The organism is Brevundimonas sp., assembly GCF_035935935.1.
Classification (GTDB): Bacteria; Pseudomonadota; Alphaproteobacteria; order Caulobacterales; family Caulobacteraceae; genus Brevundimonas.
In genome coordinates this window covers 1-25,394 of record NZ_DASYWO010000002.1, presented here as the reverse complement: position 1 = coordinate 25,394, position 25,394 = coordinate 1, and the positions used below count along the sequence as shown (strand labels likewise).

The 25,394-nt window shown below is 70.5% G+C and carries 17 protein-coding genes; 9 read left to right on the top strand and 8 right to left on the bottom strand.

The annotated features are described in order from the left end of the window. Positions 1–70 precede the first annotated feature (70 nt). The 3 genes from VGR32_RS00540 to neuC are packed head-to-tail and all read right to left on the bottom strand — an operon-like array spanning position 71 to position 3,346. Positions 71–1,126 carry a nucleotidyltransferase family protein gene (locus VGR32_RS00540; RefSeq protein WP_327446974.1) on the bottom strand — a complete coding sequence of 352 codons (1,056 nt, stop codon included), beginning with the start codon at positions 1,124–1,126 and terminating at the stop codon, positions 71–73. Beyond that, entirely contained in the window at positions 1,123–2,211 is a 1,089-nt protein-coding gene (gene neuB / locus VGR32_RS00535; RefSeq protein WP_327446972.1) for an N-acetylneuraminate synthase, read from the bottom strand. The genes VGR32_RS00540 and neuB overlap by 4 nt, the downstream gene beginning before the upstream one ends. After that, positions 2,204–3,346 (bottom strand): UDP-N-acetylglucosamine 2-epimerase, encoded by a 1,143-nt coding sequence (gene neuC, locus VGR32_RS00530; protein WP_327446970.1) that lies wholly within the window; start codon positions 3,344–3,346, stop codon positions 2,204–2,206. Before neuC ends, neuB begins: the two co-directional genes overlap by 8 nt. Before the next feature lie 86 nt (positions 3,347–3,432). On the opposite strand from neuC, the gene VGR32_RS00525 reads away from it, so the two are divergent. Then, a complete protein-coding gene (locus tag VGR32_RS00525) occupies positions 3,433–4,071 on the top strand; it encodes an acetyltransferase (protein WP_327446968.1) in 639 nt (212 codons plus the stop codon). 20 nt (positions 4,072–4,091) lie between these two features. On the opposite strand, the gene VGR32_RS00520 is transcribed toward VGR32_RS00525, so the two are convergent. Beyond that, positions 4,092–5,102, bottom strand: coding sequence for an NAD-dependent 4,6-dehydratase LegB (locus tag VGR32_RS00520; RefSeq protein ID WP_327446966.1), 1,011 nt, complete (start codon positions 5,100–5,102; stop codon positions 4,092–4,094). 188 nt (positions 5,103–5,290) lie between these two features. Between VGR32_RS00520 and VGR32_RS00515 the strand changes: the two genes are divergently transcribed. Then, a complete protein-coding gene (locus tag VGR32_RS00515; protein ID WP_327446964.1) occupies positions 5,291–6,400 on the top strand; it encodes an AGE family epimerase/isomerase in 1,110 nt (369 codons plus the stop codon). Here VGR32_RS00515 and VGR32_RS00510 read toward each other — a convergent pair. Beyond that, positions 6,397–6,966 carry a hypothetical protein gene (locus tag VGR32_RS00510; protein ID WP_327446962.1) on the bottom strand — a complete coding sequence of 190 codons (570 nt, stop codon included), beginning with the start codon at positions 6,964–6,966 and terminating at the stop codon, positions 6,397–6,399. The genes VGR32_RS00515 and VGR32_RS00510 overlap by 4 nt on opposite strands. Before the next feature lie 122 nt (positions 6,967–7,088). Between VGR32_RS00510 and VGR32_RS00505 the strand changes: the two genes are divergently transcribed. From VGR32_RS00505 to VGR32_RS00490, 4 genes are all read left to right on the top strand, one after another. Next, positions 7,089–8,678, top strand: coding sequence for an alpha-glucosidase (locus VGR32_RS00505; protein ID WP_327446960.1), 1,590 nt, complete (start codon positions 7,089–7,091; stop codon positions 8,676–8,678). A 41-nt stretch (positions 8,679–8,719) separates the two neighbouring features. Further along, positions 8,720–9,514, top strand: a complete 795-nt coding sequence (locus VGR32_RS00500) for a PDZ domain-containing protein (RefSeq protein WP_327446958.1) — start codon at positions 8,720–8,722, stop codon at positions 9,512–9,514. A 188-nt stretch (positions 9,515–9,702) separates the two neighbouring features. Beyond that, the gene (locus tag VGR32_RS00495) at positions 9,703–11,154 is read left to right on the top strand and encodes a hypothetical protein (RefSeq protein ID WP_327446956.1); all 1,452 of its coding nucleotides are present in this window, start codon (positions 9,703–9,705) and stop codon (positions 11,152–11,154) included. 82 nt (positions 11,155–11,236) lie between these two features. Next, the gene (locus VGR32_RS00490) at positions 11,237–13,906 is read left to right on the top strand and encodes a TonB-dependent receptor domain-containing protein (RefSeq protein ID WP_327446954.1); all 2,670 of its coding nucleotides are present in this window, start codon (positions 11,237–11,239) and stop codon (positions 13,904–13,906) included. 60 nt (positions 13,907–13,966) lie between these two features. Here VGR32_RS00490 and VGR32_RS00485 read toward each other — a convergent pair whose 3' ends face one another. After that, the gene (locus VGR32_RS00485) at positions 13,967–15,412 is read right to left on the bottom strand and encodes an aldehyde dehydrogenase family protein (protein WP_327446952.1); all 1,446 of its coding nucleotides are present in this window, start codon (positions 15,410–15,412) and stop codon (positions 13,967–13,969) included. 61 nt (positions 15,413–15,473) lie between these two features. Beyond that, positions 15,474–18,302, bottom strand: a complete 2,829-nt coding sequence (locus VGR32_RS00480; protein WP_327446950.1) for a pitrilysin family protein — start codon at positions 18,300–18,302, stop codon at positions 15,474–15,476. A 321-nt stretch (positions 18,303–18,623) separates the two neighbouring features. Between VGR32_RS00480 and VGR32_RS00475 the strand changes: the two genes are divergently transcribed. The 3 genes from VGR32_RS00475 to VGR32_RS00465 all read left to right on the top strand — a co-directional run bounded on the left by VGR32_RS00475 (position 18,624) and on the right by VGR32_RS00465 (position 23,047). Then, a complete protein-coding gene (locus tag VGR32_RS00475; protein ID WP_327446948.1) occupies positions 18,624–19,859 on the top strand; it encodes an ammonium transporter in 1,236 nt (411 codons plus the stop codon). 78 nt (positions 19,860–19,937) lie between these two features. Continuing rightward, positions 19,938–21,668, top strand: coding sequence for a type I secretion system permease/ATPase (locus tag VGR32_RS00470; protein ID WP_327446946.1), 1,731 nt, complete (start codon positions 19,938–19,940; stop codon positions 21,666–21,668). Further along, positions 21,665–23,047, top strand: a complete 1,383-nt coding sequence (locus VGR32_RS00465) for an HlyD family type I secretion periplasmic adaptor subunit (RefSeq protein WP_327446944.1) — start codon at positions 21,665–21,667, stop codon at positions 23,045–23,047. The genes VGR32_RS00470 and VGR32_RS00465 overlap by 4 nt, the downstream gene beginning before the upstream one ends. A gap of 1 nt (position 23,048) precedes the next feature. Here VGR32_RS00465 and VGR32_RS00460 read toward each other — a convergent pair whose 3' ends face one another. Continuing rightward, the gene (locus VGR32_RS00460; RefSeq protein ID WP_327446942.1) at positions 23,049–25,148 is read right to left on the bottom strand and encodes a malate synthase G; all 2,100 of its coding nucleotides are present in this window, start codon (positions 25,146–25,148) and stop codon (positions 23,049–23,051) included. Positions 25,149–25,394: the final 246 nt, after the last annotated feature.

Below are 25,394 nucleotides of genomic sequence, written 5' to 3'. Positions count from 1 at the left end.
GCCGCGTACGACGACATCGAAGCCGACGAGCGATCCGCTCGTCGGCTTTTCGTCGTTGCCGCCGATGGGATCAGCCGCCTTCGAAGACGGCGCCGTAGTCGTCGTTGGCGCGCGCGAAGTCGGCCATTCGACCCACGTCCACCCAGTACCCCTCTGCGCGGTGTGACCGCACCCCCCGTCCCGAATCGATCAGGGCCTGCAGCAGCTGGGGCATGTCGAAGGCGCTGCCCCGGGGCACGAGCTCCAGCGCGGGTCGTGACAGGGCGTAGACGCCCGCGTTGATGCGATGGACGAAGCTGGGCTTCTCCTCGATCGCCAAAACTCGCCCTTCATCGGCGCGCACCACGCCGAACGGCACCTGCATCTCATAGTCCCGGACCACCACCGTGGCCGCGGCCCCCGAGGCCTGATGCCCGTCCAGCACCTGGCCGTAGTCGAGCTTGGCCAGGACGTCGCCGTTGGTCACGAGGATCGGGCCCGGCTCGTCCTCCGGGAGAAGCGACAGGGATCCGCACGTTCCGAGAGGCTGGCTTTCGCGCAGGTAGCGGACGTCGAGCCCGCGCGCCGAGCCGTCGCCGAAATGGCCCTCGATCTGCTCGCCGCGATAGTTGATGGACAGGAAGATGCGCCGGAAGCCCTGCGCCGCGAAGGCGTCGACCACGGTGTCGAGCATGGGTCTCGGCCCGACCTTCAGCATCGGCTTGGGCGTGTCCCGGGTCAGGTCGCCCAGCCGCGTTCCCTTGCCTCCCGCCATGATGACCACGGCGTTGGGCCGGTCCGGCATCTCCAGAAAATCGGCCAGCGTCGACAGGCCGGCGATGTGGCCGGCGGCGTCGATCAGGGGCAGCTGCCGCAACTTGCGCGACCGCAGCAGGCCGAGGCGCGACGCGGCGTCCATGTCTGCGGGGGCGCTGGCGGGATTCGGATTGGCGAAGGCGCCGCAGGGGCCGTCCAGATCCTCTCCCCGAATCAGGGCGCGGCGGATGTCGCCGTCGGAAAGCGTGCCCAGCAGCCGACGCTCCGCGTCGACCACCAGCGCCATGCCGACTCCCGTCGCGTCGATGTTCCGCAGGGCGTCGCGAAGCGTCGCGTCGGGCGCGATGAGGGTGCGTTCCCAGTGCTTCACCGCAGTTCCTCCGGGTCCAACGCCTCGTCCGGCACATAGGGTCGGGTCGCCGCGCGATCGGCGACGTCCCACCAGCACATGGGCGACAACCCATCGGCGGGCCGCTTGGCGGTCACTGCGTCGGCCGTCCAGACCTCGCCCGCCGACACCGCGCGCGACGCCACGAGAGATCGTCGCGCGATCGGCCGATTCGGCAGTTCGACGGGAGAGGGTGATTTCACCCCGTCGCCCAGCGCCGCCTCGACGTCGCGGATGGCGCGGACCAGCGCGGCCAGCTCGCCCGGCTCCAGGGATGCGGCATGATCCGGCCCCGGCCGACTTCGACTGAGGGTGAAGTGCTTTTCGATCACCCTCGCGCCCAGCGCGACGGCCGCCGTGGACACCGCGATCCCCAAGGTGTGATCCGAATAGCCGATCGGCACGCCGAACGCCTCGCCCATAGAGACCATGGCCCGCAGGTTCACCGCCGAGGGAGGCGCGGGGTACTGCGTCGTGCACTGCAGGACGGTGACGCGTTTCGCGAGGGCCGCGCGACCGTGCGCGGAGGCGAAGGCGGCCTCGCAGTCGGCCAGTCCCGACGGGTCGCCGTCTCGCGTCAGACCGAAGGCGATGACGCCGAGCGCTTGCCGCACCTCCGCCAGATCGGCCATGCCGGTGGAGACGAAGAGAGGGCGACCGGTCCGCGCGGCCGCCAGCAGCATCGGCCCCCAGGTCAGGTCTCCGGAGGGGATCTTGATCGCGGGCACGCCCATCCCGTCCAGCAGGGCCAGACCCTCCATGTCGAAGGCCGTCGACATGAAGTCGACCCCCCTCGTCCGGCAGCGCTCGGCGATCTGGCGATGCGCCGCCTCCGAAAGTTCGAGCCGGCGAAGCATGTCGGCCTGCCCACCGGCCTCACCCGTGTTGGCCGCCTGATAGTCGGCCTTCGCCGCCCGGCGGGTGACCAGCGCGTCGGCGCGGAAGGTCTGGAATTTGACGGCGTCGGCGCCCGCCTCCGCCGCGACGTCGACCAGGGTCAGGGCGTCGTCGACCGACCCGTCGTGGTTCACGCCGGCTTCGGCGACGATGAAGACGCGATCAGCCATGGCCGGGCTCCGCATCCACGAACGGTTTGCGCAACAGGGCGTCGCGGGAGGGCGCGTCCCTGAGGAGAGCGACGATGCGCGGCACCGATCGGCCGTCGCCGTACGGATTGACCATCGCGTCGGAACCCAGCTTTTCGGCGGCGGCCAACGCCGCAAGGATCGCGTCCGGCTCGGCCCTTGACCACACGACGCTGGGTCCCGCGAGGCGGCCCGACTGGCGCAGGCCGACGTCCACCGTCGGCACGCCCAGCGTCGGGACCTCGGCCAGGCCCGATGACGAGTTGCCGATGACCGCCCGGCATCGCGCGGCCAGCGCCGGGTAGGCCTCGCCGAGCGCGGTGCAGACGCGGGCATTTTCCCGACCCGTCGCCCACTGCCGGATGCGGCGTCGGACGACCTCGCCGCCGGGGTCGGCGTTCGGCGCGGTGAACCAGATCGTCCAGCCCTCGCCGAGACGGCCGAGCGCCGTGAGAAGTCCCTCCAGCTCCCCCGCGCCGCGGTCAGGCTGAAGCGTGACGGGGTGGAAGGTGACGAGCAGGTTCCGGTCGCCCAAGGGGGCGCCGAGGCGACGCTCAAGTTCCGCCTCGGGCATTCGCGCCGATTTCGCCAGTCCGTCGAGCGCCGGATTGCCGACGACGTGGACCCTTTCGGGCGCCTCGCCCATCTGCCGCAGGCGTCTGGCGGCCGGCTCGTGGAAGACGAAATGCAGGTGCGACAGCTTGGTCAGGGCGTGACGAAAGCCGTCGTCCATGGCGCCTTCGGTGACGTCTCCCCCGGAAAGGTGAGCCAGAGGCACGCCCCCCAGGATCGCACTTTGCGCCGCCGCCAGCGTCTCGAACCGGTCGCCCAGCAGGATCAGCAGATCCGCCGGATCGTCGCTGAGCGCGCGCGCCGTGCCTTCCATGACGCGGGCGGCGCGGGCCGCGGGCGTCCCGTGGCCCCAAGCCACGCGGGCGGCGACGGGCACGCCGGCGGCTTCGACCGCCGCCATCGTCAAGCCCTGATCGGGATCGAGATGGCCGCCGGTCGCGATGACGCCGAAGTCGAAGCCCCGTTCGGCCGCAAGGGCGCGGGCCAACGGCGCCAGAATGTTCCAATCCGCGCGGCCGGTCGTCAGCAGGCGCAGACGCTTCACCGCCGGGCCTCCTCGACGCCGCGCCCGGGGTCCGTCAGCCTGAGCGGAACGGTCGATTCGGCGCGCGACAGCACAGGAAGCCCCACATGCGCATCGCCATACTGGGAACCGGCGCCCTGGCCCGGGAGGTCGCAGCCTTGGCCCTCGATCAGGTAGGCGCGGAGGCCGCCGACGTCGGCGAACCGGTCGTGTTCGTGCCCAGGGACGCGGCCGACGTCGCGCCGCTCGCCGGGCATTCCCTGCGTGCTCTGGCCGAGCTTGAAGACGATCGGGAGCTGGTCATCGCCGTCGGTGATCCCGCCCTGCGCCGCCGGATCGCGGAGGGCGAGGCGGCGGGCCGGCGGTTCGCCACCGTGATGGCGGACACGGCGCGGCGCCGCGGCCGCAGCGACATCGGCGAAGGCGCCGTGCTGTGCGACGGGGTGGTGGTCACCGACGACGTCCGCATCGGCCGACACTTCCTTGCGAACCCGCACGCCTGCGTGATGCATGACTGCGTGATCGGCGACTTCGTGACCCTGGCTCCGGGGGCGATCGTGAACGGCAACGTCGAGATCGGCGACGGCGCCTACATCGGCGCGGGCGCCGTGATTAAACAGGGCGCGCCGGGACGGGCGATGCGCATCGGGCCGGGCGCCGTGGTCGGCATGGGCGCGGTCGTGACCCGCGACGTGCCCGCGGGTGAGACGGTCGTCGGCAATCCGGCCCGCCCCCTGAAGCGCTGAGATCGAGACCGGCGGCCGGCTCACAGCACGTATTCTCCGGGCCTGTAGGCAGCCAGATTGGCCGGATCACGGAACCAGGCGACCGTCTTCTCCAGCCCGCGGACGAAGCCTTCGCGGCCGGCGTGCTCAGGCGCCCAGCCGGTCAGGGCGCGCATCCGCGAGGAATTGCTGAACAGGCGCTCGACCTCGGACAGGGCGGGGCGCAGGCGGGCGTCGTCCGCGTCGATCTCCACCCTGCGCCCCATGACCTCTGCGATCAGGGCGGCGAGATCGCCGATGGATATCTCGAACTCCGAACCGACGTTGACCACCTGTCCGACCGCGGCGTCGCAGGCGGCCAGCGCAGGGAAGGCGGCAGCGGTGTCGTGCACGAAGGTGAAATCACGCGTGGGGTGCAGGGCGCCCAGCCGGACGCGGTCGGCGCCGGCGGCGATCTGGGTGATGACCGTCGGGATGACGGCACGGGCCGACTGGCGCGGGCCGTAGACGTTGAAGGGCCGGATCACCGTCACCGGCGTGCCGAACGCGGCGTGGAAGCTGAGCGCGATCTGGTCGGCCCCGATCTTGGTCGCCGAATAGGGCGACTGGCCCTGAAGCGGGTGCTCCTCCGTCATCGGCACGAAGCGGGCGGTGCCGTAGACCTCGCTGGTCGAGGTGACGAGGACGCGCTCGGTCCCCAGCTCGCGCGCCGCCTGCACCACGTTCAGCGTGCCGCGCACGTTGGTGTCCACATAGGCGTCGGGCGAGGAATAGCTGTAGGGAATCGCGATCAGGGCCGCGAGATGCAGCACCACCTCGCAGTCGCGCATGGCGTCGCGCATGCCGTGGGGATCGCGGACGTCTCCGGCGACGAACTCCACCCCGTCCAGCGCGCCCGGCGCGGCGCGGTCCAGCCAGCCGCGCGTGCCGAGGCTGTTGTACTGAACCATCGCCCGCACGCGATGACCGTCGGCGACCAGCCGCTCGACCAGATGCGAGCCGATGAAGCCGTCGGCCCCGGTTACCAGGATGCGCTTGCCGTTGAGGTCCATCGATCTTCCGCAGGGGTTCCGGGACGCGGAACCGTCGGCCGATGGTGACCGAACATGGTAAACGAGCGACGAAGACGGGCGCGTTGCGCGGTCCCATCCGCGCTGCTTCAATGGCTTTCCAGTTTGCGTCCCGCGAGGCCCGCTTGAGCTCCGAACCCCCGCTTCCTTCGGAGCGCCTCCACGCCTGGTTGCTGCGATCCGCATATCCGCTTTGGTCGACGGCGGGCGTCGATGCCGAAGGCGGATTTTTCGAAAAGCTGGACGCCGCCGGTGAGCCGGTGCGCGGACCGCGGCGGGCGCGGGTGCTGGGTCGGCAGATGTACAGCTTCGCGCGGGCGACCGCGCTGGGCTGGGACGGCGACTCACGAGGCATGGTCCGGCATGGGCTTGCCGCCCTGCCCCGCTTCCTGCGGGACGACGGGCTGGCGCACGCCCGGGTCGACGACGCCGGCACGCCGATCGATGAGCCGATCGACCTGTACGATCAGGCCTTCGTGCTGTTCGGCCTGGCTCACGCCCTGACCTTCGCCGAGGATCCGACAGCGGTCGTGGAGACGGCACGGCGCATGCGCGGGGCACTGCAGTCGCACGCCCATGTCAGCGGCGGCTTCGAGGAGGCCGTGCCGCGCACCCTGCCGCTGAAGGCAAATCCGCACATGCACCTGCTCGAGGCGGGACTTGCCTGGGGCGAGGTCGAGGGCCGGCCGGACGGCGCGGCCTGGGACGCCTTCGCGGACGGACTGGCGGAGCTGGCGATGGCGCGGTTCGTCGATCCGGACACGGGGGCGGTGCATGAGTTCTATGACGGCGACTGGACCCGGCTGGCCGGCGCGCAGGAGATCGTCGAGCCCGGGCACCAGTTCGAATGGGGCTGGCTGCTGACGCGGTGGGGCGCGGCCCGGGGCCGGGCGGACGCCACGGCGGCCGGCGCGCGGCTGATCGACCTTGGCGAGGCGCATGGTCTGGACGCGGGAACTGGCGTGACGGCGGGCGAGCTGGACGGGGCGCTCACACCCCGCCCCTTCCATGCGCGGCTGTGGGCGCAGGGGGAGCGGATCAAGGCCTGGGCGCAGGCGGCGATGCGGGCGCCGGAGCCGGCACGGCGCGCACTGGCGCTGGAACGCATGGAAGCGGCGGCGGGCGCGCTGGAACTGTTCCTGAAGGGTCCGCCTCCGGGGGCGTGGCGCGACCGCATGGGACCGGACCGGACGATCATCGAGGAGGCCGCTCCGGCAAGCAGCCTGTACCACATCGTCGGCGCCGTGGAGGAAGCCGCGCGGGCGCGCGGGCGTCTCTAGGTCGGAACGGCGGGCGCGGGCGCCGGCGCGGCCAGCATGCCGGGCACGCTGCCCGGCGGGTTCATCGTCACCATGTCCTTGAGAAAGCCGTTGGGGCTGAGTGTCTCGTGCGAAGGCGTGCGCAGGCCCAGCCGTTGAGCCACGTCGGCGACGAAGGCGATGCAGTTGCGCTTGTTCAGATTGTAGCGCGAGCCCTCAGGCGTGCCCCACCAGTCGATGCGGGCGCTGATCTGGCGGAAGGCCTCGTCGGAAATCTCGACGCTGAGGTAGGGCACGCCCTCGGCCACATAGATCGCGTCGGGCTCCTTCAGGATGCCCGGGCCGGAGAACAGAAGCAGTTGCGGCCCCGGGCTGCGGGCGGTGAAGCCGACCGAGCGCTCGACCATCTCCCCCGTCTCCAGCGTGCCGTGCAGTCGGACGTAGGCGTGCGGGAAATACAGCCAGCCGCCCCTCACCTGCGCGCCTTCATGGCCGAAGAAGGTGACGGTGACGGCCGCCGCGGCGGGTCCGGCGACCAGCCACAGCAGAGCGACGGCGAGCAGGGACCTGAGACGCGAACGGAACATGACGCCACACTGCCCTGATCGGCGGGACGGGAAAAGGGCGGCGCCCCATGGATCGAAGTTCCCGACAGGGCTTTACCGCCCCGGCGCGATGTCGGACGAACGACGCCTGCAGCGGAGATCCCATGGCCGGACTGGATCAAAACTGGTGGCGCGGCGCGGTGATCTATCAGATCTATCCGCGCAGCTTCGCCGACACGAACGGAGACGGCGTCGGCGACCTGCCAGGGATCCTGCGGCATCTGGACCACGTGGCCTCGCTAGGGGTGGACGCGGTCTGGCTGTCGCCCTTCTACGCCTCGCCGATGAAGGACTTCGGCTACGACGTTTCGGATTACTGCGCGGTCGACCCCGTCTTCGGCACGATGGACGACTTCGACCGGCTGGTCGCGACGGCCCATGACCTGGGGCTGAAGGTGATCACCGACCTGGTGTTCGCGCACACGTCGGACCGGCATGCATGGTTCGCCGAGAGCCGCACGTCGCGGACCAATGCCAAGGCCGACTGGTACGTCTGGGCCGATGCGAAGCCCGACGGCTCGCCGCCGTCGAACTGGCAATCGGTGTTCGGAGGCCCGGCGTGGACGTGGGACGCGCGTCGCGGGCAGTACTGGATGCACAATTTCCTGCCCGAGCAGCCCCAGCTGAACACGCATCTGCCGGCGGTGCAGGACGCGCTGCTGGACGTGGCGCGCTTCTGGCTGGAGCGCGGCGTGGACGGCTTCCGGCTCGACGCCATCAACTTCGGCATGCACGACCCCGCGCTGACCGACAATCCGCCGGCGCCTGCCGGCGGCAAGCGCACCCGGCCGTTCGATTTCCAGCTGCATCTGCACAACCAGTCGCAGCCGGGACTGATCGACTTCATGAGGCGCATCCGGGCGGTGACGGACGCCTACCCGGGCCGGTTCACGGTGGCCGAAATTCCCGGCGAGGGGGCCGAGGCCGAGATGCAGGCGTTCACGCAGGGCGGAGACCGCCTGAACAGCGCCTACGGCTTCAACTACCTTTACGCCGACGCCCTGACGCCTGAACTGGTGCGCACGGCCACGGACGCCTGGGACGGACGCGAAGGGCAGGGCTGGCCCAGCTGGACCTTCTCGAACCACGACGCCCCGCGGGCCGCCTCGCGCTGGGCGCACGGCCGGGACCTGCGGGCGACGGCGGAGGTCGCCATGCTGCTGCTGATGTGCCTGCGCGGCACGGCCATCGTCTATCAGGGCGAGGAGTTGGGCCTGCCGCAGGGCGACGTGCCGTTCGAGCGGCTGGTCGATCCCGAAGCCATCGCCAACTGGCCTGAAACGCTCGGCCGCGACGGGGCGCGCACGCCGATGCCTTGGCGGACCGAAGGGTCGTTCGCAGGGTTTTCGACGGTGGACCCGTGGCTGCCCGTGGACGCGCGCCATTCCGCGCTCGCGGTGGACCGGCAGGACGAGGACCCGGGCTCGATGCTGGCCGCCACACGACGTCTGATCGATCTGCGCCGGACGACGCCCTGCCTCCGGGCCGGAGACATGCGCGTGCTCATTGCCGACGGGGATCTGCTGGTGTTCGAGCGGTCGCTCGGCGACGAACGACGGCTGTGCGCCTTCAATCTCGGCTTCACCAGCCGGGAGTGGGCGGCGCCCGCAGGATGGACGGTGGTCGAGGCGGTCGGAGCCGATCAGGTCGACCGTCTGGAGCCCTTGGCAGGCCGAATCCTGGCGCCCGACTGAGGTGTGGGGCGATCGTCACAAAGGCCGGATATGTCGCGGCCATGACGAAAGGTCAGTCCGCCCTCGCCCGCCTGACGCCGGCCAGTCGGCTTGAAATCGGTCTGATCGCCGCGCTCGCGACGCTGGCCATCGGGGGCGTGCGGTCGCTGACGCAGGAGCGCCCGGCCGCCGCGACGTCGCGCGTCACGCCTCCTGCCGACCCCGGAGTGTTCGCGCGCTTCGACGCCTTTCACAGGGCCGGCACGGCGCCGCCCGGAGTGGCGGCCGAGCCCGGTCTGATCGGCTGGCGTCTGGTGGGGACGCGCACGGGGGCGGACGCTTCGGCCATCCTTCAGCGGCCGGACGGGGCCCAGATCGTTCTGAGGCGGGGAGAAGCCACGCCCGGCGCGCCCGAGCTGCGCCACGTCGCGGTCGACCACGTCGTGCTGATCGACGGCGGGCGTGAGGTCCGACTGGAGTTCAGCGACGATCCACCCCCTCCGCCTGCGCCGCCGGAAGCCCGGGCCGCCCTCGGAGCGGACGCCGGCCAGGCCGCCGCGGCGATGGGGCTGAACGCCCCGACGCAGGACGTGTACGCCTCGGCCCTGCGGCCGCAGACGCGCGACGGTGTGATCGAGGGCTTCGTCTGGCGGCGCGGCGCGGCGGGCGGAGCCCTGGCCCAGCTGGGACTGCGCGAGGGAGACGTCATCCTGAGCGTCGCCGGCGAGCCCCTGACCAGCGAGGAGCGGGTGGCGGAGCTGGCCCAGATCCTCGCCTCCGGCCGTCCCGTCGAGGTCCGCTACAGGCGCGGTTCGCAGATCCTCACGGCGACGCTTGCTCCGGCGACGGATCGATAGTCACGGTTCCGTTGCAAGTAATCGCGGGACCGATTGTGACGATCGATCTGGATTCGGAACGATCTACATACTTGATTACATAAACGTCACGTCGCCATTGCAAAGCCCCTCTAATCGAGCGTCCCGGGGTTGCTGGGCGAGACGGTGCACGGGTGACCCACTCATTCATTCCGAGGGGATTGCCGACGATGCGTTTCACCAAGATCCTGATGGCCGGCGCGGCCGCCCTGGCCCTGGCCGCCTGCGGTTCGGCTGAAGTGGCGTCGCCCGGCGAAGGCGACTTCGGCGGCGGCGGCGGCGGCACCGGCGGAGGCGGCGGCACGGGCGGCGGCACCACGCCGGCCACCTGCCCCACCGGAACCTCGAACGTCGGCACGATCACGGCGGCCGGCGGCACGGTCCTGCGCAACTGCCAGCTGCCGGCCCTGATCGTCGGCAACCTGGTCCTGGCGAACACCACCGGCGTGATCTACTCGGTCTCGGGCCGCACCGACGTGGGTCAGGACCGCGGCGCCAACCCGGCCGCGCCGATCGCCGGCGCGCAGCAGGGCATCCTGACGGTCGAGCCGGGCGTGCGCGTGTTCGGCTCGGGCGGCCTGGACTACATCGTCGTCAACCGCGGCTCGCAGATCTTCGCCGAAGGCACGGCGACCAACCCGGTCGTCTTCACCAGCCGCCAGTCGGTGGAGGGCACCACCAACGGCGATTCGATCGGTCAGTGGGGCGGTCTGGTGATCCTGGGCCGCGCCCCGATCGCCGCCTGCCCGGCGGGCGTGACCGCGCCGAACGTGGCCTGCGAAGCCCAGGTCGAGGGCACGAACGCCTTCTACGGCGGCAACACGGTCTCGGACAACTCCGGGCGCCTGCGCTACTTCCGCCTGATGCACTCCGGCTTCCAGATCCTGCCGGGCAATGAGCTGAACGGCATCACCATGGCGGGCGTCGGCAACGGCACCGTGGTGGAGTACCTGCAGGTCCACAACTCGTCCGACGACGGCATCGAGCCCTTCGGCGGCACCGTGAACCTGAAGTACATCGTCCTGACCGGCAACGACGACGACAGCTTCGACACCGACACCGGCTATCGCGGCAACGTGCAGTTCATGATCGTGCGCCAGGCCGCCAACCGCGGCGACCGCGGCTTCGAGTTCTCCGCGGCCGGCAGCTCCAGCGCCACGCTGTTCACCCGTCCGACCATCTCGAACCTGACCCTGATCGGCCGGACCGACGCCGGCGGCGGCGACGCCATCGTGCTGAACACCGGCAACGCGCTGCGTCTCTACAACTCGGTCGTGGTCAAGACCGGGGGCACCTGCTTCGACCTCGACGACGCCGCCACCGTGGCCAACGGGCCGACGTTCAACTCGGTCTACTTCAGCTGCGGCACGGACTTCCGTGTGGACGCCAACCAGGACGCCGCCACCGCCGGCATCTTCGCCACCGGCGCCAACAACGGCTCGGGCGCCTCGACCCTGTCGGGCGTGACCAACGGCGCGACCGAGGCCGGCCGGACGTCCACCCCGGTCGCGGGTCTGGATCCGTTCTTCACCAACGTGTCCTACATCGGCGCCGTCCGTGACTCCGCCGACACCTGGTACGCCGGCTGGTCCTGCGGCATCGCCGCCGGCTCCACCTGCTGATCAACGCGCCCTGTGGGGACGGTCGTTCGCGGCCGTCCCCCTCGTCGTTCCGTGTCGAACCCATAGGACCAAGGCGCCGATCATGAAGACGCTTTCCAAGACCCTGAGCGGACTGCTGCTCGCCGGCACCGCGCTGACCGCGCCCGGCCTGGCGTTCGCCCAGACGCCGCCCACCGATCCGGTCGTGCAGACGCAAGACCCGCCCCAGGATCCGGATCAGGAGCCGGAGGACACCCAGGTCGACGAAATCGTCGTTCTGGGCCGCTACATCCCCGAGCCGCTGCGCGAGACGTCAGAGGTCGCGGCCTTCCTGACCGAGGAAGACCTGGAGCGCACGGGCGACGACAACGCCGCGCAGGCGCTGACGCGCGTGACCGGCCTGTCGATCGTCGAAGGCCGCTTCGTCTATGTGCGCGGGCTCGGCGAGCGCTATTCCTCGGCCCTGCTGAACGGCTCACCGCTGCCGTCCCCCGAGCCGCTGCAGCGCGTCGTGCCGCTGGACCTCTTCCCCTCGTCGATCCTTGGCGGGGTGCAGGTCCAGAAGACCTATTCGGCCAACCTGCCCGGCGAGTTCGGCGGCGGCGTGATCGACCTGACCACCGTGGGCGCTCCGCGCGAGCCGTTCCTGAACCTTCAGTTCAGCGTCGGCGGCAATCTGGAGACGACGGGCCGCGACGGGCTGATCTACTACGGCTCGCGCACCGACTTCACCGGCTTCGACGACGGCACGCGCGACATGCCGAACCTGTTGCGCGACGCCATCGCCACGGGGAACCGCGTCTCGGCCGGCGCCGACTTCACCCAGGCCGAGATCCAGGCGATCGGCCGCGACTTCGTCAACGCGCCGCTCAACCTGCTGCAGCAGCAGCGGTACATCCAGCCGAACTTCGGCGTCGAAATTTCCGGCGGAACGTCGTGGGTCGTCGGCGGCGGCGACCTGGGCCTGATCGCGGTGGCCAGCTACGACAACGACTGGCGCACGCGCCACGCGATCCAGCAGGAAGGCCGTCTCGACATCGACACCCTTGAAGTCCAGACCGACTACGACGTCTATTCGACCGAGAACGACGTCGGCCTGAACCTGCTGGGCGGCCTGAGCTGGCAGAACGAGTTCCACGAGCTGAAGTGGACCAACCTGTACGTCCGGCGCACCACCAAGGAAGCCCGCACCCGCGAGGGCGTCGACTTCGCGGCGCCCGGCACCGGCGAGGTGCGCGACGACTACACCGAATGGTTCGAACGCGACCTGTTTTCGACCCAGCTGGCGGGCGAACACGACCTGATGGACGGGGCGCTGGAGCTGTCGTGGCGCGGGGCCTACGCCCTGACCAACCGCAACTCTCCGTATGAGAAGGTGATCCGCTACGGTCTGGGCGCCGACGGCGTGTATCGCCACGACGGCGAGCAGTACCGCAACTCCACCAGCTTTTCGGAGCTGGAAGACGAGGTTCTCAGCGCCGGCGCCGATCTGGCGTGGACCATGCCGCTGTCGGACGTGCGCGAGCTGACGGTGCGCGGCGGCGTGGCGTGGATGGACAACACCCGCAATTCCGAGCTGCGCGTGTTCCGTTTCTATGCGGCCGGCGGATCGATCCCGCTGGACGTGCAGGACAGCCGCGTCGACTACCTGTTCTCCGACTTCAACATCGGCCCGCTGCTGTGGGAGCTTCAGGACATCACGCCCGGCGACGGCGCGGCGGCCTATGACGCCGGCCTCGAGACCCGCGCGGCCTATGTGCAGGTCGAAGCCGAGGTCGTGCCGCTGGTCAGCGTCTCGGCCGGCGTCCGCTACGAGGAGGCCGACCAGTTCGTCACGCCCTACGATCTGTTCGGCGGCGCGACCTTCCTGTCCGGGACGACGCTGGAAAACAGCTATTGGCTGCCTTCGGCGACCCTGACGTGGAACTTCGCGGAGGACACCCAGCTGCGTCTGGGCGCGTCGAAGACCATCGGCCGTCCCCAGTTCCGCGAACTGGCGCCCCAGCAGTATCAGGATCCGGACAACGACCGCCTGTTCATCGGCAACCCGTTCCTGGTCGACACCGAAATCGTCAATCTGGACGCCCGTCTGGAGCGCTATTTCGCGCGCGGCGAATACGTGACGGCCGGCGTTTTCTACAAGGACATCAAGAACCCGATCGAATCCTCGATCAACGACCAGGGCTCGGTGATCCAGCAGACCTACCTGAACGCGCCGCAGGCGGTGCTTTACGGGATCGAGGTCGACGGCAAGAAGTACTTCGAGTTCCCGGACTCGCCGTGGAGCTTCGTCGCCGACAAGCGCTGGCTGGTGCAGGCCAACTACACGTGGACGTCGTCGGAAGTGCAGGTCGAGGCCGGCGACGAGGTCTTCCCCTTCCGCCCGGTCCGCACGGCGTTCGCCGCGTCCGACTTCATCATCGACGGCAGCCGCCTGCAGGGTCAGTCCGACCACATGGCGAACCTGCAGTTCGGATGGGAAGACGACGTCGCCCGGTCGCAGGCGACCTTCCTGGTCACCTGGGTTTCGGAGCGTTCTTCGGCCCGCGGCCGTCCGGGCGAGCCGGACCTGATCCAGGAGCCCGGCGTGATGCTGGACTTCGTCTACCGCAAAGACTTCGAATACGCGGGCCGCGACATGGGCCTGGCGATCGAGCTGAGGAACCTGCTGGACGAGGACTACATCGAGTACCAGGAGCTGGGGAACCGGATCACGGCCAACGGCTACGACCTGGGCCAGAGCGGTTCGGTCAGCCTGACCACGCGCTTCTGAGCTCAAGGAGAACGACGTGAGACGCGGCCGGCCCTTCGAGGCCGGCCGTTGTCTTTGCGGTCAGGCGAACACGTAGGACGTCTGGGTCCAGGTGTAGAAGTCGGCGGCGGCGAAGCCCTGCTCGCGCGGGCCGAAGCTGGACTTCTTCGTTCCGCCGAAGGGCACGTGATAATCGACGCCGGCGGTCGGCAGATTGACCATGGTCATGCCGGCGCGGATGCGGCGCTGAAAGTCCGTCGCGTGCTTCAGCGAGGTGGTGACGATGCCGGACGACAGGCCGAACTCGCCGGCGTCGGCGACGGCGAAGGCTTCCTCATAGTCCCGGACGCGCACTGCCGAGACGACCGGCCCGAACACCTCATTGGCGTTGATCTTCATGTCGGCGGCGGTGTCGACGATCAGGGTCGGGGGCACGTGCCAGCCGCGGGGCGACAGTGACAGGCGTTCTCCGCCGCACAGGATCCGGCCGCCTTCTTCGCGCGCCGTGTCGATCCAGCGATGGACCGTCTCCATCTGATCGTCGGTCGCGGCCGGGCCGACCTGGGTCTGCGGGTCGAGCGCGTGACCCACGCGCAGGGCGGCGGCCCTCTCCGCGAGCGCCGCGACGAAGCGGTCGTGAATCCCGTCCTGCACGATCAGGCGCGAGGAGGCGGTGCAGCGCTGGCCGGTGGAGAAAAAGCCGCCGTCCAGCGCCACGGTCACGGCGCGCTCCAGATCGGCGTCGTCCAGCACGACCAGCGGGTTCTTGCCGCCCATCTCCAGCTGGCAGCGCGCCTGACGGACGGCGCAGCCGGCGGCCACGCCCGCGCCAACGCCCTGCGAGCCGGTGAAGCTGACGCCGTCGACGTCGGGATGGTCGACCAGCGCCTGTCCCACCCGACCGCGACCGATGACGAGGTTCAGGACGCCGTCGGGAAGGCCGGCCTCATGCAGGACGGCGACCAGCGCCTCGGCCGTCGCGGGCGTCGGTCCGGCGGGCTTCATCACGACCGTGTTGCCGAAGGCCAGGGCGGGGGCCAGCTTCCAGGCGGGAATGGCGATGGGGAAGTTCCACGGCGTGATCAGTCCGAACACGCCCACCGGACGCCTGCGGGTCCGCACCGACACGCCCGGGCGGACGCTGTCGAGCGCCTGACCGTGCAGTCGGACGGCCTCGCCTGCGAAGTATTTGAGGATGCGTGCGGCCCTGCCGGTTTCGGCGATGCCTTCGACGAGGGTTTTGCCTTCCTCGCGCGACAGCAGTCGGCCCACCACCTCGCGCTGGTCCCAGAGCAGCTGACCCGCGCGCTCCAGAACGTCGGCACGGGTTTCGGGGGACGCGTCGCTCCAGCCGGGGAAGGCCGCACGCGCAGCGGCCACGGCGGCGTCGACTTCGGCCTGACCCGCTTCGGGCAGGCGGGCGACGACCTCGTCGAGGTCCGAGGGATTCCGGCGCTCCGACGGCCGCTCCGCCGCCACCCGCTTCCCGCCGATCCAGTGATGGAGGTCCAGCGGGGCGTCGGTCATGGCGAAGGTCCGTGAGGGCGGGCGACCCGGCCGGGGCGAACCGGCCGGGTCTGGAAGCGCCTTACTGGACCGGGTTTCCGTACACGTCCACCACCCGGACCTCGCCGATGTTGAGCGCGCGCAGACGCGGCTCCAGCGTGGCGCGGTCGCCGACGACGACCCAGACGGTCGGGCCGTCGCCGATGATGGCCTGCGCGGCTTGCGACGCCGTGGCGGACGTCGTCGCCACGATGCCGGCGGCCTCACGGTCGTAGTAGTCGTCCGGCAGGCCATAGACGACCATCTGGGCCAGATCGCCGGCGACCGCGCCGTTCGTTTCCCACTCCCCGGCCATGCCGAGGATCAGGTTCGACTTGTGGGCGGCCAGTTCCTCGTCGCCGATCGGGCGGCCGCTCAGGATTTCGGTCAGCTCGCGGTCGATTTCGACGAGGCTTTCCGCCGTCTTGTCGGACTGCACCCCCGTCGAGACGAGGAAGAGACGCTCGCCGCGGGCGTTGCGAATGCCGGAGCCCGCGCCGTACGACCAGCCCTTGTTCTCCCGCAGGTTCATGTTGATCCGGCTGGTGAAGGCGCCGCCCAGGGCGGTGTTCATGGCCGTGATCGCCGGCTCCGTCGCCGGATCCAGCGCCGGGACCAGTCGGCCCGCGGTGATGGTCGACTGCGGACCGGCGCGGTCCACGAGGTAGATCACCGGCCCGGACGCGGCGGCGACCGCGGTCGGCTGCTGCCGCGACGGGATGGCCGAGGCCGGAGCGGTCCACCCGCGGAACTTCTCTTCCAGCAGCGGCGTCAGTTCCGCGCGCGTCACGTCGCCGACGACCACCAGGGTGGCGTTGTCGGGGCGGAACCAGGCGGCGTGATAGGCCTCGGCATCGGCGGGGGTCAGCGCGCCCACGGTCTGCACCGTGCCCGACGTGGGGCGGCCGTTCGGGTTCTGGAACCCGTACAGCGATCCCGCCAGAACGCGGTTGGCCACCGCGCCCGGGTTGCGATCGGCCTGCTGGATGCCCGAGACCTGCTGGACGCGCGACCGCTCGAAGTCCTCGGCGCGGAAGGCCGGGTTGAGGATCACGTCCGCGTACAGGTCCAGCGACTCTTCCAGACGGCTGTCGATGGCGGTCATCGAAATGCTGGTGAAGTCGATGCCGGACGAGCCGCCCAGCGTGGCGCCCAGCAGCTGCAGGCGGTCGCTGAGCTCCAGCGCGTCAAGGTCGTCGGTGCCGCTGGTCATCACGGCCGGCGTCAGGACGGCGAGACCGGCCTTGTCGGCGCCCTCACCGGCGGTGCCGGCGTCGACGATCAGGTTCATCGAGACGGTCGGCACGCCGGTGCGGGTGGCCAGCACCACGTCCAGCCCGTTCGACAGCTCGAAGCGCTCGAACGACGGGAAGTTGGCCATCGGCGTCTCGCCGGGCGTCGGCATGGCCGAGCGGTCGGCGCCGGTGGCGGCGGCCGCGTACTGTTCGAACGGCCGGACCTCCAGGGTGTAGGAGCCGTCGGACAGCCATTCGCGGCCGGCCGCGGTCAGATCCTGCGGCCGCGCGCCGAGCAGACGGGCGTAGGATTCGCGCCACTGGTCAGGGTTGTCGTGGAACACCTCGCCCTGGGCCAGGCGGTCGGACTTGCCGCCGAACCCGCCGATCCGCTCCAGCCCACGCACCAGGCCGGCGCCGGTCGAGGTGCGGGCCCGCTCCAGTTCGTTGGCGGTCGGACCGTCGCGCAGCAGGCGCTCCAGCTCCTCGTCCACCACCGCCTCAAGGGCGGCCAGATCCTGACCGGGCTTGGCGGTGATGATGATCAGAAACTGGCTCCCGACCTCGCCCTCGCTGACTCCGGCGGAGACGGACGTGGCGGTCTGGTCGTCGAACACCATGCGCTTGTAGAGGCGGGAGTTCCGGCCCGAGCTCAGAACCTGGCCCAGCAGTCCCAGATAGTCGGCGTCGGCGTCGCCGGCCGGCGGCACGTTCCAGACCTTGTACAGGCGCGGCTGCCCGACGCGGTCGTACATGACCTCGCGCTGCTCGCCGACCATGGGGGCGATCATGCGGGCCGGCTGGGTCACCGGCGGTCCGGGCGGGATGTCGCCGAAGTAGTGGGTGACCTTGGCCAGCGCCTCTTCAGGCGAGATGTCGCCGGCCAGCACGATCACGGCGTTGGCCGGCCCGTAGTAGTCCTTGAACCACTGCTGCACGGTCGGCAGGTCGGCGGCGTTCAGGTCGTCCATCGAACCGATCACGGTGTGACCATAGGGATGGTCGTCGGGATAGGTCGCCTCGGTGATCGAGTTCCAGACGCGGCCGTAGGGCTGGTTCTCGCCCTGGCGCTTCTCGTTCTGCACCACGCCGCGCTGCTCATCCAGGCGGGCCTGGTCGATCGCGCCCAGCAGGTGGCCCATGCGGTCGCTTTCCAGCCACAGGATCGAATCGAGCGCCGAGGTCGGAACGTTCTGGAAGTAGTTGGTCCGGTCCTTGTTCGTGGTGCCGTTCTGGTCCGTGGCGCCCAGCAGTTCGGTGGCCTTGAAGAAGTCGGAGTTGAAGTTCTCCGAGCCGTTGAACATCAGGTGCTCGAACAGGTGGGCGAAGCCCGAGCGGCCGTTGGGCTCGTTCTTCGAGCCGACGTGATACCAGATGTTCACGGCCACGATCGGAGCCTTCCGGTCCTCGTGCACGATCAGCGTCAGGCCGTTCGGCAGGACGAAGCGCTGATACGGGATCTGGACGTCGGGCAGCGGCGGCAATTGCTGCATCGCGGGCTCGACCGGATCGGCGGCCGCGATCGGGACGATGGAGGTCGAGTTCGGATCGATCTCCTGCGCGACGGCGGCTCCGGACAGAAGCGCGGCGGCGCAGCAACCGCCGGCCAGCAGGCGGCGAAGGGTGGGCAGGCTCATGGAAATCCCCCTGAATACACAGCTCTGACGGCGCCGACGGGCGCTTTCAGGCTGCATTGATGCCTGCGAGGGCCGCCCGCGCAAGGTCCGTGACATTGCGGTTTGTTAATATGGCGCCGACGGCCGCCGCGCTGCGAAATGGTGAAGGTGGAGGCATGCGCCAATGAACGCTGCAACCCCCATCCTTGCATGCGGAGGGCGCTGCGCCGCGGCACTACGAAATGATTTGCCTGTTGCACCGCAATACGATCCATTGCGTTTCCGCGGCCCGCGACGACGGCGCGGCCGGCATCCTGATCGCCGCCCGGAGACGTCGCGCCCATGAGCATCGCCGCCCTGCTGCCGCACCAGGCGGCGCTGCAACTCGATCCGGCCGGCACCGGGTGGATCCTGACGTCCACCGCGCTGGTGCTGATGATGACCCTGCCGGGACTGGCGCTGTTCTACGGCGGCATGGTGCGGCGCAAGAACGTCGTCGGCGCGATCGCCCATTCGGCCGCGGCCTTCATGGTCGTGACGGTGCTGTGGTTCGCCGTCGGCTATTCGCTGTCGTTCGGAAGCGGCAACGCGCTGATCGGCGGCCTTGACGCCGCCTTCCTGAACGGCGTCCGGATCGACACGGCGCATTCCCTTGCGCCCGCCCTGCCCGAGTTCCTGTGGGTCGCGTACCAGCTGACCTTCGCCATCATCACGCCCGCCTTGATCGCGGGCGCCTTCGCCGAGCGGATGAAGTTTTCCGCGTCACTGCTGTTCTTCGCCCTGTGGCACCTGATCGTCTATGCGCCCATCGCGCATCAGGTCTGGGGCGGCGGCTGGATGGGCGGTCTGGGCGTGCTGGACTTCGCCGGCGGCGCGGTAGTGCACGTCAACGCCGGCGTCGCCGGGCTGGTCTGCGCCATCGTTTTGGGGCCGCGTCATGGTTTCGGACGCGACAACCTGGCGCCTCACAACCTCGCCTTCACGGCCATCGGCGCCGGTCTGCTGATGGTCGGCTGGATGGGCTTCAACGCCGGATCGGCCTGGGCGGCCGACGGCATCGCCGCCGTGGCGGCGCTGAACACCCTCCTGGCGGCGGCCGCGGCCGCCCTGGGCTGGCTGGTGGTCGAGTGGATAGACCACCGGCGGCCCACCCTGCTGGGCATGCTGTCGGGGCTGGTCGGGGGGCTCGTGGGCGTCACGCCCGCCGCGGGGCTGGTGAACCCCCAGGGCGCCATGGTCATCGGCCTGGCCGCCGGGGTCGCCTGCTGGTTCGGCGCGGTGAAGCTGAAGCACTGGCTGAAGGTCGACGACAGTCTGGACGCCTTCGGCGTGCACGGCATGGGCGGGATCGTGGGCGCCCTGCTGACGGGCGTTTTCGCGGACGCCGCCATAAACGGCGTGGCCGAGGGCGCGACCGTGCTGAAACAGGCCGTCGGCCTGGTCGCTGTGATCGCGTGGAGCGCCGTCGGCACCGGCCTGATCCTTCTGATCTGCCGCCTCACCACCGGCCTGAGGGTCGATCGCGAGCAGGAGATCGAGGGTCTGGATTCGGCACTGCACGGCGAGACGCTTCACTAAGACGCCGCTGTTCCGCCGGGATCGGCGGGTCTATGTAGTCGGCGAGCCCGCGTGACCGGGCGGCTGACGGATGCGTGCGTGTTCAAGCTGTTGCCGGACCGACCGGGCGTCGAGCCCTTGGCCGAGGCTCTCAGGGCCTGCCGGACCCATCTGATCTGGGCCGCCGTCTTCAGCGCCCTGGTCAACCTGCTCTATCTGACGCCGACGATCTACATGATGCAGGTCTATGACCGGGTCGTGCCGACGGGCGGCATCACCACCCTGCTGCTGATCACGGCCGTGGCCGTCTTCGCCCTGGGCACGCTGGCGACGCTGGACTGGCTGAGGACGCGGATCCTGATCCGCGCCGGCCTGCGGCTCGACCGGCAACTGGCGGACCGCATCCTGGCGCGGATCATCGACATGCCGGGCAAGGCCTCGGGCGCCCAGGCCCTGCGCGAGTTCGACGCCGTCCGCGGCGCGGTGTCGGGTCAGGGCGTGCTGGCGCTGTTCGATGCGCCGTGGACGCCGATCTATCTCCTCGCGTGCTTCCTCCTGCATCCGTTCATCGGGGTGCTGACGCTGGTCGGCGGCATCGTTCTGGTCGTGCTGGCGGTGATGAACGAGCGCGACGCGCGACCCCGGCTGAAGCAGGCCCACGACGCCCAGATCGACGCCTACTCCGCCCAGCAGGCCGTGGCCGAGCAGGCCGAGGTGGTGCGGGCGCTGGGCATGCGGCGTGCCGGCATCGCGCGACAGCTGCGGCAACGACGCGCGGCGGCGGACCGCCAGGCGGACGCGCAGTTCACCGGTGGGCGCTACACCGGCGCGATCAAGTTCCTGCGGCTTCTGCTGCAGTCGTTCTCGCTGGGTCTGGCGGCATGGCTGGCGGTCGAGGGCCAGCTGTCGCCCGGGGCCATCATCGCCGCCTCCGTGTTGCTGACACGGGCCGTGGCGCCGATCGAGCTCCTGGTCGGGGCGTGGCCGTCGCTGGTGGCGGCGCGGGCCGGGTGGAAGACGCTGACGGATCTGTTCGAGGGCACGGCCGACGTCGACCGGCCCACCACCGCCCTGCCGGCCCCGCGGGGCCGGCTGGCGCTGGAAGCCGTGTCGGTGCGCCTGCCCGGCACCGAGCAGCCGCAGGTGCGCGGCGTGACGCTGCAGCTGGAGCCGGGGGAGACGCTGGGCGTGGTCGGCCCTTCTGGCTCCGGCAAGACGACCCTGGCCCGCGCCGTCGCCGGCGCGCTGAAGCCGACCTCGGGAACCGTGCGGCTGGACGGAGCCGAGTTCGAGGCCCGGGAGGGCGACGAACTTGCGCGGTTCATCGGATATCTGCCCCAGGTTCCGAGCCTGTTCGCGGGCACGATCAAGGACAACGTCAGCCGGTTCGCCGGCGCTACGGGCACGCCGCCATCCGAGGTCGACCGGCTGGCCGTGACGGCGGCGCAGGCGGCGGGGGCGCACGAGATGATCCTGCGCCTGCCGGACGGCTACGACACCGTGCTGGGGCCATACGGGGCCGGACTGTCCGCCGGGCAGGCGCAGCGGGTGGCGCTGGCCCGGGCGCTGTACGGCGACCCGGTCCTGCTGGTGCTGGACGAGCCGAACTCCAATCTGGACCAGGACGGAGAGGCGGCGCTGATGACGGCCGTGCGTGACGCCGCCGCCCGGGGGGCCGCCGTGGTGATCGTGGCCCACCGGGCCGGCGTGCTGGCGCGGGTGGACCGGCTGCTGATGCTGAACGGCGGCGCCGTGGTGGCCGAAGGTCCGCGCGAGCAGGTGCTTGCCCGCATGCGCGGCGCGACGTCCGAGGAGGCCGCGGGCCGATGAGCGATCTGTCCTTCCCGCCGCTGAAGACTCCGCCGCCGCAGGCTCCGGCGCCGCCCGTCGCGCCGACGCCCGACGCGCAGGTGACGGACGTGCCGCGGCTGGAGCTGCGCATCGGCCTGGGCGTCATCTTCGCCTTCTTCGTCCTGTTCCTGGGTTGGGCCGCCTTCTTTCCGCTGGACGCCGGCGCGTATGCGACCGGGCAGGTCGCGGTGTCGGGGAACCGGCAGGCGGTGCAGCACCGTGACGGCGGCGTGGTGACCGCCCTGCACGTCGAGGAGGGCGACACGGTCAAGGCCGGGCAGATCCTGATCGAGGTGGCCGGCGGTGAACTGCAGGCCACGGAGCGAGGCTTGGCAGGGCAGGTTCTGGCCCTTCTGGCGCAGCGGTCGCGACTGATCGCCGAGCGCGACGGACTGGGCACGGTGCCCACGCCGCCGGAGTTCGCCAGCCTGCCGCCCGAGGACGTGCCGCTGGCGAACGAGGCGCTGGGGCTGCAGCGGCGCCAGTTCGGGGCGCGCAGCAGCGGACGGTCGACCGAGCGCGGGGTGCTGTCGCAGCGCGTCAGCCAACTGGAGCAGCAGATGGCGGGCTTCCAGCGCCAGCTGACGGCGAATGCGGAGCAGCGGCGGCTGATCGAGGACGAGCTGGCCGACGTGCGCCGGCTGGCGGAGCAGGGCTATGCGCCGCTGAGCCGCGTCCGGGCGCTGGAACGCCAGGCCGCCCAGCTGGACGGCGAGGACGGCAATCTGCGGGCGCAGATCGCGCGGGTCGGCGAACAGATCGGCGAGACGCGGCTGCAGATGGCCTCGGTCGGCACCACGCTGAACGAGGACGTGGCCGACCAGCTGAAGACCGTCGAGGTGCAGCTGAACGAGCTGCAGCCCCGACTGGCCTCGGTGCGGGCCCAGATCGCCCGCAACCAGATCCGGGCGCCGGCGGACGGGCAGGTCGTGGGCCTGACCATCTTCACGCCTGGCGGAGTGATCCAGGCGGGGCAGACGCTGATGGAGATCGTGCCGGACGACGCCAGCCCGGTGATCGTGGCGGAGATCGCGCCGACCGACGTCGACAACCTGGCCGTCGGCCAGAGCACGCAGATCATGTTCCCCGGCCTTCGCGAGGGCAGTCCGCCGCGGCTGGAAGGGCGCGTCACGCGCATCTCCGCCGACGTCCTGACCGACGCCCAGAGCGGCCGCCGCTGGTTCCGCACCGAGATCGTGGTGCCGGAGGCCGAGGTTAGGAAGCTGGGCCGCGCAGCCTCAGCCGTCCGGCCGGGCGCGCCGGTGGAAGTGGTGGTGCTGACCCGCAAGCGGACGGCGCTGCAGTATCTGTTCGAACCCCTGCTGCGCGGCCTCTGGCGGTCCGGCAGCGAACAGTAGATCAGCCGGCCGCCTTGGCCTCACGCCGGAAGCGGTGCAGCAGCGGTTCGGTGTAGCCGTTGGGCTGGGCGGCCCCTTCGAAGACGAGCGCGCGGGCGGCGCGGAAGGCGAGGCTGGCGTCGGGATCTGTCGCCATGGGGCGGTAGTTCGGATCGCCGGCGTTCTGCGCGTCGACCTTGGCCGCCATTTTCAGCATCGCCGCCTCGACCTGCTCGCGGCTGCAGACGCCGTGCATCAGCCAGTTGGCGAGGTGCTGTGACGAGATGCGCAGGGTGGCCCGGTCTTCCATGAGGCCGACGTCGTGCAGATCGGGCACCTTGGAGCAGCCCACGCCCTGATCGATCCAGCGGACGACGTAGCCGAGCAGACCCTGGCAGTTGTTCTCGATCTCCTCGACCACCTCGGCCCCGGACCAGTTGCGGCCGGTCGCCAGCGGCGGGGTCAGGAGATCGTCCAGCGACGGGACGGGGCGGGCGGCGACCTGCTCCCGCACGGCGAAGACGTCGGTCTGGTGGTAGTGGAGGGCGTGCAGGGTCGCGGCGGTCGGGGACGGCACCCAGGCGGTGTTGGCGCCGGTCCGGGGGTGCGCCGCCTTCTGTTGCAGCATCTCGGCCATCCGGTCCGGCGCGGCCCACATGCCCTTGCCGATCTGGGCGCGGCCGCCGAGGCCGCACTGCAGCCCGATCGCGACGTTGCGCGCTTCATAGGCGGCGATCCAGGCGGAGGACTTCATGTCCGCCTTGCGCACCACGGGGCCGCCCCGCATGCAGGTGTGGATCTCGTCGCCCGTGCGGTCGAGGAAGCCGGTGTTGATGAAGACGATGCGGTCCCGAACCGCGTGGATGCAGGCGGCCAGGTTGGCGCTGGTCCGGCGCTCCTCGTCCATGACGCCGACCTTCATCGTGTGACGGTCGAGGCCCAGCAGGTCCTCGACCCGGTCGAACAGGTCGTTGGTGAAAGCGCATTCCTCGGGCCCATGCATCTTGGGCTTCACGACGTAGATCGACCCCGCGCGGCTGTTCCGGAAGTGTCCCAGACCGCGCAGGTCGTGCATCGCGCACAGGGCGGTGACGATCGCGTCCAAGGCCCCTTCCGGCGCCTCAGATCCGTCCGGCAGCAGGACGGCCGGGGTCGTCATCAGATGGCCGACGTTGCGCACGAACAACAGGCTGCGGCCCGGCAGGGTCAGGGTGGCGCCCTCCGGTCGGGCGACGAGGCGGTCGGCAGCCAGTTCGCGCGTCAGGGACTTGCCGCCCTTTTCGAAGGTCTCCGACAGGTCGCCGCGCATGAGGCCGAGCCAGTTTCGGTATCCCGCCGCCTTGTCGGCCGCATCGACGGCGGCGACCGAGTCCTCCAGGTCGACGATGGTCGACAGGGCGGCTTCCAGCACCACGTCGGCGATGCCGGCCGGGTCGGTCGCCCCGATGGGATGGCCGGGATCGATCACCACCTCGATGTGGAGGCCGCTGTTCCGCAACATCCGGCCCCGGTCGGTGCTCCCCACCTCCTGCGACGGGTCGGAGAGCGGGGCGTCCGCGTCGCTGCAGTCGGCCCACGACCCCTCCGCCAGCGGCACGGCCTCGTCCAGAAACGCCTTGGCCCGGGCCACGACGCGCGCCCCGCGCGCCGCGTCGTAGGCGCCCGACGGCGGCAGATCCCCGAGCGCGTCCGTGCCGTACAGGGCGTCGTAGAGACTGCCCCAGCGCGCATTGGCGGCGTTCAGCACGAAGCGGGCGTTGAGCGAGGGCACGACCAGCTGGGGACCGGCCCGGGCAGCCACCTCGGGATCCACCTTCGTCGTGCCCACCGTGAACGGCGCCGGCTCCGGCACGAGATAGCCGATCTCGGTCAGGAAGCGTTGCGTGGCTGCAGCGTCGTGGGGCCGTCCGCGCCGCGCCTCATGCCAGGCGTCGATCCTGGCCTGCAGGTCGTCGCGGACAGTCAGCAGTTCCCCTCCCCGGGCGGCCGCCCAGCGCAGGACGTCCGCCGCGCCACGCCAGAAGGCGTCGGCGTCGAGGGCCAGGCCGGCCATCGCCTCATCCTCGATGAACCGCGTCAGTTCGGCGTCGACCTGAAGTCCGGCGCGGTCGAGGGTCGGCATGGCGGCTCCGTCGGCTGAGAGGCTGAAACATTCCGTGATGACGCGGGGGAAGTCGAGCGCGAAGTCTCTTCCGCATCACGAAGCCGATGTCGTGACGCGCCAAATCGCCCCGTCGCTTTCGCGCGGAGTTGGAGGGCGGGCGGAGCGCCGGGCGCGAAGCCCGGATGCAGAAAGAAAATACCGTTTCGGCTTCGCGTGACGCTCCGCGCGCGTGGTTTTCCGGAAGCCCGCGTCGGGTGGCGCTGT

Excerpts from the sequence above, each read along its gene's own strand:
- VGR32_RS00525 (WP_327446968.1), top strand. The coding sequence starts at position 3,433 with ATGCGCATCGCCATACTGGGAACCGGCGCCCTGGCCCGGGAGGTCGCA.
- neuB (WP_327446972.1), bottom strand. The coding sequence starts at position 2,211 with ATGGCTGATCGCGTCTTCATCGTCGCCGAAGCCGGCGTGAACCACGAC.
- VGR32_RS00460 (WP_327446942.1), bottom strand. The coding sequence starts at position 25,148 with ATGCCGACCCTCGACCGCGCCGGACTTCAGGTCGACGCCGAACTGACG.
- VGR32_RS00480 (WP_327446950.1), bottom strand. The coding sequence starts at position 18,302 with ATGAGCCTGCCCACCCTTCGCCGCCTGCTGGCCGGCGGTTGCTGCGCC.
- VGR32_RS00505 (WP_327446960.1), top strand. The coding sequence starts at position 7,089 with ATGGCCGGACTGGATCAAAACTGGTGGCGCGGCGCGGTGATCTATCAG.
- VGR32_RS00485 (WP_327446952.1), bottom strand. The coding sequence starts at position 15,412 with ATGACCGACGCCCCGCTGGACCTCCATCACTGGATCGGCGGGAAGCGG.
- VGR32_RS00500 (WP_327446958.1), top strand. The coding sequence starts at position 8,720 with ATGACGAAAGGTCAGTCCGCCCTCGCCCGCCTGACGCCGGCCAGTCGG.
- VGR32_RS00465 (WP_327446944.1), top strand. The coding sequence starts at position 21,665 with ATGAGCGATCTGTCCTTCCCGCCGCTGAAGACTCCGCCGCCGCAGGCT.
- VGR32_RS00510 (WP_327446962.1), bottom strand. The coding sequence starts at position 6,966 with ATGTTCCGTTCGCGTCTCAGGTCCCTGCTCGCCGTCGCTCTGCTGTGG.
- VGR32_RS00490 (WP_327446954.1), top strand. The coding sequence starts at position 11,237 with ATGAAGACGCTTTCCAAGACCCTGAGCGGACTGCTGCTCGCCGGCACC.
- VGR32_RS00495 (WP_327446956.1), top strand. The coding sequence starts at position 9,703 with ATGCGTTTCACCAAGATCCTGATGGCCGGCGCGGCCGCCCTGGCCCTG.
- VGR32_RS00475 (WP_327446948.1), top strand. The coding sequence starts at position 18,624 with ATGAGCATCGCCGCCCTGCTGCCGCACCAGGCGGCGCTGCAACTCGAT.
- VGR32_RS00520 (WP_327446966.1), bottom strand. The coding sequence starts at position 5,102 with ATGGACCTCAACGGCAAGCGCATCCTGGTAACCGGGGCCGACGGCTTC.